This window comes from Pseudarthrobacter equi, assembly GCF_900105535.1.
Lineage (GTDB): Bacteria > Actinomycetota > Actinomycetes > Actinomycetales > Micrococcaceae > Arthrobacter > Arthrobacter equi.
On sequence record NZ_LT629779.1, the window covers coordinates 610,567 to 624,378 of the forward strand.

Sequence of the window (13,812 nt, forward strand, 5' to 3'; positions counted from 1 at the left end):
GGTTCTGATCCGCGAACAGGCTTAGGGCTCCCTCGAGGCGGTCCGATGGCTGTCCACATAGGGGTTTCGCTGACTGCCGTGTGGGCTGTTTGACCTGCATTCTGTGGGGATGGAGATCCCGCCTGGACTGATCGATACCGCTGCCATCCTGCGCACCGGCGCCACCACCGACACCCTGCACCGAGCCTTCCGGGCGGGTCAGCTGGTCCGGATCCGGCGCGGCTTTTACATGCCCACTGAGGACTGGCTGCGGGCGCGCCCTTCCGAGCGCTTCGCATGGACGACGACGGCGGTGGCCAGGTCCGTCAAAGGTGCGGTTCTGTGCGGGCAAACGGCAGCCGTTGCCAGTGGGCTGCCCACGCTGGGGACGCCGCCCTGCGTTGAACTGGGCACGACCCTTCCCGGCCGCAGCGGAACCCGCAAATCCACCCTCTTGGTCCTGGGCGAGAGCGGCGCGGCAGAGGAAGTCCGGCTGACGCGTTCCTACCCCCTCCGGTACCGGCTGGGAGCCGTGCCGGAGCCGGCCCGGTCTGGGGAATTCCTGTGTTCGGGGCTGATCCGGACCACGGTGGATGTCCTGGCATCCGAGAAGCTGGACCAGGCCCTGGTGGTTGCCGATGGCGCTGCCCGCAGGCTTCGAGGGACGGGCGTCCTTGGTCCCGGCGCCAGCCTGCTGACCGTGCCGGGAGTTGCGGCCGGCATCGCAGAGCTTCCTACGGCGGCTGGCCGGCGCCGCGCAGAACGGGTGGTTGCCCTTGCCAGCCCGCTGCCCGAGTCCGTCGGAGAGTCCTACAGCCGGGCCGTTTTTGAGTTTCTCGGGTTCGAGCAGCCCGCACTGCAGCACGTCTTCAACGACGGTGCCGGCTTCATTGGCAGGAGCGACTTCTGGTGGCCGCGTCAGGGCGTGGTGGGGGAGTTCGACGGCAAGGGCAAGTATGTCGAGACCGCGCAGCGGGACGGGATGACTGCAGAGGAAGCCGTCTACCGGGAGAAGCTCCGCGAGGACCGGATCCGCGCGCTGGGCCACGGCTTCGTCCGCTGGCGGTGGGCCGATCTGGTGGATCCCGACAAACTCCGGCGGAAGCTGCTGTCCGGCGGGCTTCGCCCGGGTGCCGGGATGCCAGTGGCCGTTGGTCAGAGGCTTGTTCGCGGATCAGAACCGTGAAGGCGGGGTTCTGCGAAGAAGCTTAGGAATGGGCTCGACGGCGCGCGGGTTGGAGGCGCGGCGTGTGCGGCCAGGCCAGTCGGGGGAGTGGTTAGCTGCTTGCGAGGTCCAGGGTGAAGACGGCGAGCTGGACCTTGGGTGCGGGCCGGGGCTTCTCGCGGTCGGGGCGGCGCACGTAGCCGTACCGCTCGTAGAGGTTTTGGGACCCGTGGTTGTCCACGCCGGTGTCGAGGACGATCCGCTCTGCACCCTGTGCCACGGCGATTTCCGACGCCCGGTCCAGCAGCAGCCACCCGAGTCCCCGGCGCCGGGCTTCGGGCAGCACGGCCAGCAGCCGGACTTCCGCTTCACCCGGCTCGGCCTGGCGCGCCAGGGCGGAACCGTGCTGCAGCACCGTCACGGTGCCCAGCAGTTCGCCGGTTGTGGTGTCCTCGGCTACCAGTAGGTCGCCGGCCGCTGCCCGGGCCCTGGCGTCTACGAGCAGGTCCAGCCGCTCGGCGTCGGGCTGCTTGGCTCCCGGCAGGTGGTGCCCGAAACCACGGAAGGTCAGCTCACCGACGGCCTCATATTCGGATTCCCGGGCCGCGCGGATCACGGCGGTCTCCAATGCCTGTGTGGGGACTGTCAATGTTCCTGCCCTTCCGCCGTGGGGTTCGGCCTGCCTCGTCTTTACTTCCAACCGGCGCCTCCGGTCGGTGCTTCCAACCGGCGCTGGACCGGTCCTTGAACCGACAGGCTATCGGTGGGGCAATGCCGCATCCCACCAGCGGGAAACAGGGCGTCTCCGGCAGTCACTTAGGGCAACACGGGGACATGTTTTGCCTTGCGCGACGGCGCATTGCGGACAGTGTTGTGATGCCCCCACCCCGGTGGTTGTGTGGTGGCACAGGCATCAACAGGGGGAAACCAATGGACGCAAACCCGGGGCCTCCGGCGCCGGCGGCACGCAAAGAAGTGGCCGGCGGAGCAACTGCTGGCGACGAACACCGCAAGGATGCGGCCGGGCCCAGTACCGATGTGAACGTGCGACAGGGATCGCGACGGCGGCGGGGATCCTCCGCCAAGCCGCGCAGATCCTCTGGGGGCAAGGCAGCCCGTGGACACGAGGAAGCCGCTGATCAGGGCCAGGACTGGCGAGGTTTCGACGCGGGGCACCTGGTTGACGTCCACCTGCCTGACGGGTTCTCGTTTCACGGAACCGTGGACGCCAAGACGGCCGATTCCGGCGTGATCTGGATCAGGAGCGACGCCGGCACGCGCCGGATGTTCGGCCACCTCGAAGGAGTCCGTCTGGCTCGCCGGACGGCAGACGCAGGAGTACTCCTGCCGCGCACTGCAACACCCGTCGCTTCAAATGATGTCACTTCAAAAGCCGGCACCCCAGAACCACCCACCCCGGAACCTACGGCAGCAGCGCCGGCGACCTTGACCGGCAGGGCCGCGGTGCCGTGACGCCACCTGTCCGGACCGCAAACAGCAGCCTCAACACCAGCCACCACAGGAGACCGTGTGCCAGCCACTCTCACCCATAGGATCAACATGCTCTGCGGAGCAGACCTGGCCGCCTTCCGCGCCCGGCTCTGCTCCCTTGCTCAGCGGGACGTCTACGCGGACGGGCTTGAAAGCGCCGTGACAACGATGCCCCGGCACCCGTCGCTCCTCACCGAAGGCTCGTCGGTGGACATCCTGGGGTTCGGCACCTGCGCCGGCTACGGGCCGCCGCAGCTGACATTGTCCGTGGCCATGCTGCTCGACTATCCGCGCTGGCCCCAGGAAGTTTTTTGGGACGAAGCCCATGCCTGGGCCGAGGCCGTGGCCGGTCCCTCGATGGCCGTCGCCGGCATCTCAGGGAGCCGTGAGAACGAGGACGGCATGGTGTTCCATTACCGGCTGAAGGTTACTGAGCCCGCCGCCGCGGCGTCCGCGCCCCGTACACCGGCCCGCCAGCCGGCAGGCACGGCTGCCGTGATCCGCCCGTCAACCAGGACCGCCAATACTTCATGGGCTGACGTGCCTGTGCCTGCAGCAACAAGCGCGCCCCGGGTGGGCTCATCGCCGTCAGCCACATTCCCGCCAGCCACGTCCTCGCCAGCCACCCCTTCGTCGGCCCCACCGACGCCGTCGTCGCCCGCAGCGCCGGGCACAGGTGTTCCAACCCCCACCGCACGGTAGGGCACTGCGGCAAGGAGGGACGCCGCCGATGGCCCGGCCTGGGACTCCAGCGCCTGCAGCGACTCGAGGGTTACGGCAGCCAGGACCTCCCTGGGGTGGACAGTGCCGTGCCGCTCGCCGCGGTCCAGGACCAGGAAAGCAGGATCGGCCGGCCCCAGTCCCCGTGCGCGGAGGTGGGCGATCGCCTCGCCAACAGCCTGCCCTGACGGCAGAAGCGGCACCCCGGGCGCCGGTCCGCCGGCGTCAACGGAAGGCAGCAGTGACCGCACGGTTCCCCGGGGACTCACCGGTTCGAGGAAGCCCAGGGAGGCGAGCCAGCCGTCGTCGAAATAGGTGGACAGGTAGTTCCGCCCTGAATCGGGAAGTACCACCACGATGGTGTGGGACTCGTCCAGGCCTTCTGCCAGGGTCAGTGCGGCAGCGAGCGCCGTTCCGCCCGTTGCTCCGGTCAGCAGCCCCTCCTCGCGGGCTGCCCGCCGGGCGGTAAAAATCGCGTCACGGTCGCTGACCCGGATGTATTGGTCCACGACGCCGGTGTCGAACGCCTCCGGCCAGATGTCCTCCACGGATTCGGGGTGCAGGGCATGGCCGGCGCCTTCCACGTACTTCAGCGCACCGTCGCCGCCGCCGTACCGGGAATGCTCCGGATCAGCCGCCACCACCCGCACCGAACCGCCGCTGGCGTCCTTCAGGAAACCGCCGGTGCCGGACAGCGTGCCGCCCGTTCCCACGCTCGCCACCAGATGGGTGACGGACCCTTCCGTGTCATCCCAGATCTCAGGGCCCGTGGTGTGCCAGTGGGCAGCTGGGTTGGCGGGGTTGTCGTACTGCTGGGCAAGCCACGCGCCGGGGGTGGCTCCGGTGTACGCGGCAGCCCGGGAAGCCAGATGGCCCGGATGGTCGCGCGGAACGAAATCGGCCACCAGATGCACCTCGGCGCCGTAGGCCCGCAGCAGCCGGACCTTCTCCCCAGCGGTTGCCGCCGGGGCGAAAATCACGGCCCGGTACCCCAGCTGCGCCGCCACCATGGCCAGCCCGATGCCGGTGTTGCCGCTGGTTCCTTCCACCACCGTCCCGCCGGGACGGAGCAGCCCCTCGCGTTCGGCGGCCCGGATCATGGACAGCGCCGCCCGGTCCTTGACGCTGCCGCCGATGTTCTGGAATTCCAACTTGGCGTAGATCCTTGGACGGAATCGCGCCCCGAGGCGGCGCAGGCGGACCAGGGGCGTGCCCCCGATGCCGTCCAGGACGGATTCAAAAACGGTCACGCCGTCACCTCCGCGTCCGGAACCGGGCGGGGATGGACTGCGGGGGCGCTGCGGAGGGCTGTCATGCGGCCACGGTAGGACCGCGCAGCGGCGCGTCCCAAACTATTTTGAGCCGCGTTTCCCAGCATGTCGCCCGATGTGCAATTGCGGCTCCGCCCACCCGGCCGGCGTCACGGGACCTGTCACACAGGGACCCCTCACGGAAGCCTCAGGTAACCGGACTTCACCGGGATTAACGCTCCGACGCCGGATGAGGAGTGCCCTGCTGCCCGGGCTTAGGGTCCCGATATGGGCCGAATCGCAGGGGCAAGCACTCCACTGACCAGGGGCACGCCGTCACCGCGGGCCGCGCTGTGGCTGTGCCTCGGCGCCGGGTTCGTGACCCTGCTCGATCAATCGGTCTTCGTGCTGGCCGTCCCTGCCATGGCAGCCGGCCTGCACGCGGACAGCGGGCAGGTGCAGTGGATCCTTGCCAGCTATTCCCTGGCCTTCGGCGTCGCGCTGGTCCCGGGCGGGCGGCTGGGTGACCTGCTGGGCCGCCGGAAACTGTTCATCGCCGGCATTGCCGTGTTCGGCGCCTTCAGCCTCCTCGGCGGACTCGCATCGGATCCCGCCGTCGTCATCGCCGCCCGCCTGCTGCAGGGACTGGGTGCCGGCACGCTGAATCCCCAGGTGCTGGGCCTCCTCCAGGACATCTTTACCGGCTCCGGACGGGCCAAGGCCCTGGGCTACTACGCGGCCGCCGGTGGCACGGCAGCCGTCTGCGGCCCCGTGGTGGGCGGCATCATTCTGTCCGCCGGCGATCCCGCCCTGAGCTGGCGGCTGTTGTTCCTGGTCAACGTCCCGCTCGTGCTGGTCCTGGTGCCGCTGGCCCTGGTCTATCTTCCGCGGGCGACGCCGCAGCCCGGCCAAGCCAGGTCAGGAAGCACAGGCAGCCACGGCACGGACGCCGCCCGCTCAGACAGCCCCAGCCGCGTCCACGGCTCAAGCGAGGCTGGACCGCGCCGCTCCGCCGTGGATGTCCCCGGGGCAGTGCTCCTGGGTGCTGTGGTGGTGGCATCGCTGGTGCCCACCATTTACGGTCCGGGCCCGGTGGCAGTCCTGTGGGCAGCGCTGGGTGCCGTTGCAGTACTTGCCTTCGCGGGATGGGAGTTTTTCTATCACCGGCGCGGCCGCACGCCGCTGCTCAGCCCGGCCCTGGTGAGGTCGCCCGGGTATCTCCTGGGCACGGTGGTGGCACTGTGCCAGTTCGGCGTCGGAGCGGCCATGGCGGCCGTGACCTCCCTGTACTTCCTGACCGGAACGGGCCTGCCGCCGCTGGCAGCTGCTGCGATCCTGGCACCGCAGGCCGCCGGAATGCTGCTGGCCTCCAGCCTCAGCTGGAGGTTCGTTGCGCGGTACGGCAGGACGGGAATCGTGGCCGCCATCGCCGCGGGGCTGGCCTGCCTCCCGGCAAAGGACTGGGCGGTCCAGGGGTTCGACGCCGGTGCTGCCGCAGCCATCGTCGCCGGGGTGGGGCTCTTGCAGGGCGTGGCCACAGGACTGGTGGTGGCGCCCAACCAAACGCTCACGCTGGCCCATGCCCCGCAAGGGGCGGCCGGCGTGGCTGCGGGGTTCTACCAACTCAGCCAGCGCTTCTCCGCCGCACTCTGCTCCGCCGCGGCCGCTGGCATGTTCCTAGGCGAGGGTGCCTCCGGTGGCAATGCCCGGGAGGCCTTCCACCAGGGAATCCTGCTGTGTTGCGCCTTGCTGGCCGCCGCACTGCTGGCCGGAGGGGCGGACGCCGGGCGGATCGCTGTGGCGGCACGCAAGGCGAGGGCCGCCGTCGCACGCTCCGGAAAGGAAAGTACGACGACGGCCCGCGCCGCAGTGCCCGGCGCACCGCTGCCTGCCACGTCGGTGTCCCGCGGCTCAGTTCCCGTCGACTCAGTTCCTATCGACTGAGTTTCTAGTGACTAGGTTCTTTGGCGGGTGGCGCCTGTCGGTGCCGGGATCGGTGCCGGGCCAGGTTCCCCGGCCCAGGGAATCGGCGGACGCCTAGCTAGCGGTGTCGACGGGCCCGGTGGTCGGTACACCGGCGTCGCGCAGGGCGGGGAAACCGCCGTCAACGTGCACCGCGTTGGCGTAACCGAGCAGCTCAAGTTTCCGTGCAACCGGGCCGGAGCCGTTCACGGAGCCGCAGAACACCACGATCTTCTGGTCCGTGCCCTCAACCTGCGCCAGGCGTTTGTCCGAACCGGGGCCGAAATCCTCCTCCACGCGCCCGCGGTCCACCACCAGTGCTCCCGGGACTGCCCCGGTGCTGTTGCGTCCGGCGTCGCTGCGGACGTCAACCAGCAATGCACCGCCGGCAATCAGTTGGGCGGCTTCTGCGGCCGTGACGAGCTGGGTGTCTGTTTCGGTTTCAGTGGTCATGACTTTTCCTTCTCGTGTGTGGATGGTGATGGGACAAACTTCAGGCCAGGCCCCACTCGGCAGCCAGCAGTTCGTAGGAGCGCACGCGGTGCCGGTGGTTGTGGGCGATGGTGGTGATCAACAGTTCCTGGGCGCCCGTGGCGTGCTGCAGGTCGCGTAATTGGTCCGCCACCTGCGCCGCGCCGCCCACGAACCGCGTTTCCACCCGGTCCCGGATGAGGTCCGGAGCCCCGGTTTCGGGTGCGGCTGCCTGCGCATCCAGGCGGCCGCCGTCACTGGGTGCGGGGTAGGGGATGGCGCCGTGGCCGGTGCGGATGCTGTGCACCCAGGCGGCATAACCGGCACCAAGGGTGCGGGCGGTCTGCCCGTCATCGGCCACCAGGACGTCCGCGGAGACGGTGACGTATGGCTCCGCCAGCGCGGCCGACGGCTTGAAATGGGCCCGGTACTCGGCCACCGAATCCAGCACGGTGGCGGGGGAGACGTGGTAGTTCGCCCCGAACGGCAGGCCGAGCTTCCCGGCCAGGCGGGCGCTGGGACCGGCCGTTGAACCATGGATCCAGAACTGGGGCGTGGTGCCCCGCGCCGGAGTGACAGTGATTTCCTCGCCGTGCCGGGTCCGGAAGCCGCCGGTGAAGAACCCGATCACGTCCTGGACGTCGCTTTCGAAGTTGTCCGCGTCGCCGGGTTCGCGGCCCAGGAGTTCGGCCTGGAGGCGGAACTTCCGCGGGAGGACGGAATTGAAGAGCCGCCGGGCCGCCGGGACCAGGAGCCCGTCCACCACCCGGGCTCCCTCGTCCGGTTGCGCCGGAGCGCCCGCGCCGGCTGAGCCCGCATGAAGCGCGGTGCCGTCCGCACCAGCACCAGCACCGCCCGCACCCGCGCCGGAGCCGTAAACGGCGGAGGCGGGCTCCGCCGTCGTCCGTCCTGCACCCGTCGAATCCGCGGCCGGCGTGCTGGGCTGTCCTGACCGTCCGAACCCCAGGTCCAGCCGGTCCGGGTACACGGCCGCGAGCGTGCCGAGATTCTCCGCCACCTGCAGAGGCCGGTAGTTACCCAGGATGGTGGCGGCCGTGCCCACGCGGATGGTCCGGGTAGCCGCGGCAACCAGGGCGGAGAGCACGTGCGGGGCGGAACCGGCGACGCCGGGGTTCAGGTGGTGCTCGGCCAGCCAGAAGCGGTGGTAGCCAAGGCCCTCGGCCGCTACAGCAAGGTCAATGCTGTTGCGCAGCGCGTTACCGGCCGACTGCCCGGCAGGGACTGGACTGAGATCGAGTACTGACAGGGGGACAGCGGAAGCGGTAGGCATGGCATGACCCTACGAGCCTGCCCACCCGGTCCCAAGCGGCCCTGTCACCGGGCTAAACCCGGGGAAACAGGCCGTCACGGAGCCCGCTTCCGGGTGTGGGCCGAAGAGCCCAGATGACGCCAAAAACCGCTGTTTGACGCGGGATTTCCTGCGTTGACGCCGCGCGACAACCGCGTTTGTCAACGCATTGGACCGGCTCCTACATTCAAGCCATAGGTCAAGAGTCAGCACGCCAAGGACCGGCTGGTGCTGCGGCAACCCTCAGGCATTTTGTGGCGGGGTGCTCCGGAAACAGACCTGGCCGCCCCGCGGCAAGTGAATGTCGTCCCGGCCGCCCTGCGGCCCTGAAGAAGGAAACCATGGCTTCAACACCTGTACCTGAACTGCGCTCCAAAATAGTGGCGCTCGAGCTCGATGGCGACGGCGCCCACCCGGCTGCGTGGCGCCGCGCCGCCCACCTTCCCGGCGCCCTGCTGGGCGGCGGCCGGATACGGGAAACCGTGCAGGCCGCGGACATCGCAGGCTTCCACCTGGCCACCTTCCGCGATTCCCGCGTACTGGATGCCGGCAGCACCGGCATCGCGGGCCGGATCGACGCCGTGCAGCGCGCGGCCTTCGCGGCTCCGCTGACCCGCTCCCTCGGCCTGGTTCCCGAAGCGGGAACGCTGTTTACCGAGCCGTTCCATGTGGCCACGCAGTTGGCCAGCCTGGACTACTCCTCCCACGGCCGGGCCGGCTGGCTGGTCAGCGCCGCCAACGAACCCGCCGAGGCACAGTCCGTGGGCCGCGAGGCACTCGCCGAAGCCGATGTCCTGGCCGAGGCAGCGGACGTGGTGGAGGCCGGCCGCCGGCTCTGGGATTCCTGGGAGGACGGCGCTGTCATCCGGGACGCAGCCACCGGCCGTTACCTGGACCGGGATAAGCTCCACTACGCCGACTTTGACGGTGACAGATTCTCCGTGAAGGGCCCGTCCATCATTCCCCGCCCGCTGCAGGGCCAGCTGGTGGTCTTCGCACCGGCGGACCTGATCCCCGCCGTCGAAGCGGATGTGGCGCTCGCCGCCGCCGGTTCCGTTGACGGACTGGCGGCCGCGGCGACTGCGGCAGCAGCGGCCGGAACCCCGCGCACCCTGGTGGAGCTCGACGTCGTCCTCGACTCCCGTGGCCAGGCCGCGGCGGAGCGCCTCGCGGAGCTTGATGCGTACGAACCCTGGCAGGGCGGCGCCAGGTACGTCGGCAGTGCGGCAGGGCTCGTCGAGCTGCTGGTCGAGCTGTTCCGGGCAGCCGACGGCGTCCGGCTCCACCCCGCCGTCCTGGACGTTGACCTGCCCGAACTGGCCGCCCAGGTGCTGCCGGAACTGCGCCGTGCCGGTGTGGCCGCACCGCGCACCGGAACCACCCTCCGCGAAACCTTCGGCCTTCCCCGCCCCGCCAACCGCTACGCCGCGGCCTGAAAGAGAGCATCATGAGCACCCACCACCGCCCCGCCGGCAACGGCCAGATCCAGTTCGGCGTCTTCTTCCAGGGCGTCAACCACACCACCGTCTGGAAGACTCCGGAGAGCGGGTCCCAAACGGACTTCGAATCCTTCCGCCGGGTGGCCCAGACGGCGGAGCGCGGCCTCTTCTCCGCGTTCTTCCTCGGCGAGGGACTGCGCCTGCGCGAGCACCTGGGCCGCATCCACGACCTCGACGTCGCCGGCCGCCCCGATGCCCAGACAGCCCTCGCGGCCCTGGCCGCCGTCACCACCAACATCGGCCTGGTGGCCACCCAGAACACCACCTACAACGATCCCGCAGACCTGGCGCACCGCCTGGCCAGCCTGGACCTGCTCTCCGGCGGGCGGGCGGCCTGGAACATCGTCACCACGGACAACGCCTGGACCGGTGCCAACTTCCGGCGCGGCGGGTTCCTCAAGCACGAGGACCGCTACATCCGGGCCGAGGCCTTCGTCCAGACAGCCAAAGCGATCTGGGATTCCTGGGCCGACGGCGCAATCGCCGGGTCCCGGGATGCCGGGCGCTGGCTAGAAGAAGGCAGCATCACACCCGTCCGGCGCACGGACGCAAGTTTCGACGTCGACATCACCGGCCGCCTGCCGCGCTCCTCACAGCACCATCCGGTGCTCTTCCAGGCCGGCGACTCGGCGGACGGGCGGGACTTCGCCGTCCGGAACGCCGACGTGATCTTCTCCCGGCACGCCGAGCTCGAGGACGCCAAAAGGTTCCGCGAGGACATCGTGGCGCGCACCCTCAAGGCTGGCCGACCCGCCGACGACGTGAAGATCTTCCCCGGCCAGGAGTTCATCCTTGGCGCCACCGAGGCCGAGGCGGAGGAGAAGCACCAATGGGTCCGCGAACAGCAGGTGGGCCCCGAGACGTCCATCGCGTATCTGGAACAGTTCTGGGGCCGGACCCTCACCGATTACGACCCCGACGGTCCGCTTCCCGAAACGGACCCCGTCGTGGACGTCACCAACCCCACCCGCGGCAACGCCTTCCACGGCGCAAGCGCCAAGGAACTCGCGGCCCAGTGGCGCGCGGAGGCCAAGGACAAGGGCCAGTCCATCCGCCAGTTCGTCGCCGCACGCTCCCGGCTCAACGGCCGCGGCCTGGTGGGTTCCTACGATGGCATCGCCGACAAGCTCGCCGAATACGCCCACGCCGGCGCCGTTGACGGCTTCAACATCACCCCCTGGATCGTTCCCGGCGGGCTGGACGAGATTGTCAACGAACTCGTCCCGCGCCTGCAAGACCGCGGCGTTTACCGCACCGAATACGAAGGCACCAACCTCCGCGAAAACCTGGGCCTCCGCGCCCCGCTGACCCGCCGCGCCTCCCTGGACGGCGGCCTGACCGAAAGCGAAAACGTCGCATGACCCGCTCCAACCAGCCCCGCCCGAACCAGCCCCGCACCCTGCCCGCCGGTCCCTTCCGCCGGCCCGCCGCCGTCGTCGGCCTCCTTGGAACCGCAGCCCTGCTGCTCTCGGCCTGCGGAGGCGGGGCCGACGCCGGCACGCAGCAAACCGCCGACGCCACCCCGGTGTCCGGCGGGAACCTGAACTTTGCCCTGTCCGTGGACCGCGGCTGCATCGATCCGCAGCAGGTGGGCAACAACGATGCGATCGCGATCGCCCGGCAGACCGTGGCGTCGCTGACCTCGCAGGACCCGACATCCGGCGAAATCGTGCCCTGGCTGGCGGAGAAGTTCGAATCCAACGGCGATGCCACCAGCTTCACGTTCACTCTCCGCACCGGCGCCACCTTTGCGGACGGCACGGCCATTGACGCCGCATCCGTGAAGACCAACTTCGAAGCGATCAAGGCACTGGGGGCCAAGGCGAGCCTGGGCTCCACCTACCTCAGTGACGTCAGTGCCATCACCGTCAAGGACCCGCAGACCGTTGTGGTGGACTTCAGCAAGCCGAACGCCCAGTTCCTGCAGGCAACATCCACCTTCACGCTGGGACTGCTTTCGCCGTCGTCAGCGTCCCTGTCCGAGGCGGACCGCTGCGCCGGGAAGTTCTCCGGGTCCGGCCCGTTCAACGTCAAGAGCTACACCGTGGACAAGGAAGCGGTGCTGGAGCGCCGCGCCGGCTACAGCTGGCCGGCCGCCACCAACACCAACACGGGCGAGGCTTACCTGGACACGGTCACCTTCAAGATCATTCCCGAGGCCGGCAACCGCACCGGCAGCCTGCAGTCCGGCCAGATCGACGCGACGGCGGCCATCTCCGCGGCGGACATCACCCTCTTCAACGGCAACGGTTTCTGGAACGAAACCAGGGCCAACCCCGGCGTCGTCTACAACCTGTACCCGAACGAGTCCACGCCCAAGCTCAAGGAAACAGCTGTCCGCCAGGCGATCTCCAAGGCCATCAACCGTGAGGAGATCACCTCCACTCTCCTGACCGAAAAGGACCAGCCCGCCAAGGGCGTGCTGTCCCACACCACGCCGTACTTCAAGGACTTCAGCGGGCTGCTGGCCCATGATCCCGACGGCGCGAAGCAGCTTCTGGAGGACGCCGGCTGGAAGGCCGGGGCGGACGGAGTCCGGGAAAAGAACGGCGAGAAGCTCGCCTTCAAGGTCACCTACTGGCAGTCGCCCAAGGAAGTCCTGGAACTGGTCCAGCAGCAGCTCAAAGCCGTGGGCGTGGACCTTCAGCTGAAGTTCACCACCATCGCCGACGTCACCGCCGCGCAGGCCGGCAAAGACTACGACTTCTCCTACGGCAACCTGACCCGCAGCGACCCGGACGTGCTGCGCACCGTCTTCGCTTCCACCACCGCCCGGGGCGGCAGCAACCTGCGCGAGAAACTTCCCGTGGACGACACCCTGGGCGAGCAGGCCGCAGCACTGGACAAGGACGCCCGCCAGAAACTGGTGGACCAGGGACAGGAAACCCTGATCACGGACGCCCACTCGATCCCGCTCTACGAACTGTCCACCACCATCTCCGCCAACGAAAAGGTCCACGGCCTGGCGTTCGAAGCCTCCAGCCGCCTGGACTTCTACGACGCCTGGCTGTCCCAGTGATCCGCTACGTCGGCCGGCGGCTGCTGCAGGGGGCGTTCGTCCTCTGGGCCGCGTACACCGTGTCCTTCCTGATCCTCTACCTCCTCCCGGGGGACGCCGTGAGCATCATGGCCAGCGGGGACGAACAGAACTCGGTGGACCCGGCGCTGGTGGCCAAGCTGCGCAGCGAGTACGGGCTGGACCGGCCGCTGCACGAGCAGTACGTGATAGCGCTGTTCAAGGCCCTGCAGCTGGACTTCGGCGTGTCCATCAAGAACGGTGTGGCCGCCACGCAGGCAGTGGGGGAGGTCCTGCCGGAAACCATCAAGCTTGCGGCGGCCGGGTTTGCGCTGGCCGTACTGCTGGGCAGTGCGCTGGCCATCGCGGCCTCGTTCAGCCGGAACCGCTGGGTCCGCCAGCTGGTGGCCTCGCTGCCGCCGCTGGGCATCGCGGTGCCGACTTTCTGGATCGGGCTGCTGCTCCTGCAGTTCTTCTCCTTCAGGCTCCGGCTGTTTCCTGCACTGGGGAACGACGGCGCCCAGAGCCTGGTGCTTCCCGCGCTGACCCTGGCGATCCCCACCTCGGCGGTGATTGCTCAGCTGCTCATCCGCAGCCTGCACCAGACCCTCGGCGAACCGTACATTGAGCAGATCCGGGCCAAGGGGGCCAGCGACGCGCTGATCCACTTCGGCCACGCCCTGCGCAACGCGGCCATCCCCACCCTGACCATGCTGGGCATCCTGGTGGGAAACCTGCTGGCCGGGGCCGTGGTCAGCGAAACGGTTTTCTCGCGCACCGGCATTGGCCGGCTCACCGTCACGGCCGTCAACAGCCGTGACATCCCGGTGGTCCAGACACTCGTGGTACTGGCCGCCGCCATCTTCGTCATCACCAGCCTGGTTGTTGACCTGATCTACCCGCTCGTGGACCCCCGCATCAACACCGCGGCCAAGGCCACCGCCTAGGAG

The 13,812-nt window shown here is 69.1% G+C and carries 10 protein-coding genes and 1 riboswitch; of the genes, 6 read left to right on the forward strand and 4 right to left on the reverse strand.

What is annotated here, in order from left to right; genetic code table 11:
- Window positions 1-109: 109 nt before the first annotated feature.
- The gene (locus BLT71_RS02740) at window positions 110-1,165 is read left to right on the forward strand and encodes a type IV toxin-antitoxin system AbiEi family antitoxin domain-containing protein (protein WP_091717362.1); all 1,056 of its coding nucleotides are present in this window, start codon (window positions 110-112) and stop codon (window positions 1,163-1,165) included.
- Between the two features lie 91 nt (window positions 1,166-1,256).
- Here the strand turns inward: BLT71_RS02740 and BLT71_RS02745 are convergent, their stop codons facing one another.
- A complete protein-coding gene (locus tag BLT71_RS02745) occupies window positions 1,257-1,793 on the reverse strand; it encodes a GNAT family N-acetyltransferase (RefSeq protein ID WP_091717364.1) in 537 nt (178 codons plus the stop codon).
- Window positions 1,794-3,048: 1,255 nt separating this feature from the next.
- The gene (locus tag BLT71_RS02750) at window positions 3,049-4,605 is read right to left on the reverse strand and encodes a PLP-dependent cysteine synthase family protein (RefSeq protein ID WP_091717366.1); all 1,557 of its coding nucleotides are present in this window, start codon (window positions 4,603-4,605) and stop codon (window positions 3,049-3,051) included.
- Window positions 4,606-4,893: 288 nt separating this feature from the next.
- Between BLT71_RS02750 and BLT71_RS02755 the strand changes: the two genes are divergently transcribed.
- Entirely contained in the window at window positions 4,894-6,549 is a 1,656-nt protein-coding gene (locus BLT71_RS02755) for an MFS transporter (protein WP_231994425.1), read from the forward strand.
- A gap of 93 nt (window positions 6,550-6,642) precedes the next feature.
- Here BLT71_RS02755 and BLT71_RS02760 read toward each other — a convergent pair whose 3' ends face one another.
- Entirely contained in the window at window positions 6,643-7,020 is a 378-nt protein-coding gene (locus BLT71_RS02760) for a rhodanese-like domain-containing protein (RefSeq protein WP_091717368.1), read from the reverse strand.
- A gap of 40 nt (window positions 7,021-7,060) precedes the next feature.
- Window positions 7,061-8,329, reverse strand: a complete 1,269-nt coding sequence (locus BLT71_RS02765) for an LLM class flavin-dependent oxidoreductase (protein WP_091717370.1) — start codon at window positions 8,327-8,329, stop codon at window positions 7,061-7,063.
- A 215-nt stretch (window positions 8,330-8,544) separates the two neighbouring features.
- Window positions 8,545-8,653, forward strand: a riboswitch (SAM riboswitch).
- Window positions 8,654-8,688: 35 nt separating this feature from the next.
- On the opposite strand from BLT71_RS02765, the gene BLT71_RS02770 reads away from it, so the two are divergent.
- From BLT71_RS02770 to BLT71_RS02785, 4 genes are read left to right on the forward strand one after another with little or no spacing between them, the layout of a single operon-like run.
- Window positions 8,689-9,783 carry an LLM class flavin-dependent oxidoreductase gene (locus BLT71_RS02770; RefSeq protein ID WP_091717372.1) on the forward strand — a complete coding sequence of 365 codons (1,095 nt, stop codon included), beginning with the start codon at window positions 8,689-8,691 and terminating at the stop codon, window positions 9,781-9,783.
- Window positions 9,784-9,794: 11 nt separating this feature from the next.
- On the forward strand, window positions 9,795-11,207 hold the full coding sequence (locus BLT71_RS02775) for an NtaA/DmoA family FMN-dependent monooxygenase (protein ID WP_091717385.1): 1,413 nt from the start codon (window positions 9,795-9,797) through the stop codon (window positions 11,205-11,207).
- Window positions 11,204-12,865 carry an ABC transporter substrate-binding protein gene (locus BLT71_RS02780; RefSeq protein WP_091717387.1) on the forward strand — a complete coding sequence of 554 codons (1,662 nt, stop codon included), beginning with the start codon at window positions 11,204-11,206 and terminating at the stop codon, window positions 12,863-12,865. The genes BLT71_RS02775 and BLT71_RS02780 overlap by 4 nt, the downstream gene beginning before the upstream one ends.
- The gene (locus tag BLT71_RS02785; RefSeq protein WP_091717389.1) at window positions 12,862-13,809 is read left to right on the forward strand and encodes an ABC transporter permease; all 948 of its coding nucleotides are present in this window, start codon (window positions 12,862-12,864) and stop codon (window positions 13,807-13,809) included. The genes BLT71_RS02780 and BLT71_RS02785 overlap by 4 nt, the downstream gene beginning before the upstream one ends.
- The last annotated feature ends 3 nt before the right edge of the window (window positions 13,810-13,812 follow it).

Excerpts from the sequence above, each read along its gene's own strand:
- BLT71_RS02740 (WP_091717362.1), top strand. The coding sequence starts at position 110 with ATGGAGATCCCGCCTGGACTGATCGATACCGCTGCCATCCTGCGCACC.
- BLT71_RS02780 (WP_091717387.1), top strand. The coding sequence starts at position 11,204 with ATGACCCGCTCCAACCAGCCCCGCCCGAACCAGCCCCGCACCCTGCCC.
- BLT71_RS02770 (WP_091717372.1), top strand. The coding sequence starts at position 8,689 with ATGGCTTCAACACCTGTACCTGAACTGCGCTCCAAAATAGTGGCGCTC.
- BLT71_RS02755 (WP_231994425.1), top strand. The coding sequence starts at position 4,894 with ATGGGCCGAATCGCAGGGGCAAGCACTCCACTGACCAGGGGCACGCCG.
- BLT71_RS02765 (WP_091717370.1), bottom strand. The coding sequence starts at position 8,329 with ATGCCTACCGCTTCCGCTGTCCCCCTGTCAGTACTCGATCTCAGTCCA.
- BLT71_RS02775 (WP_091717385.1), top strand. The coding sequence starts at position 9,795 with ATGAGCACCCACCACCGCCCCGCCGGCAACGGCCAGATCCAGTTCGGC.
- BLT71_RS02760 (WP_091717368.1), bottom strand. The coding sequence starts at position 7,020 with ATGACCACTGAAACCGAAACAGACACCCAGCTCGTCACGGCCGCAGAA.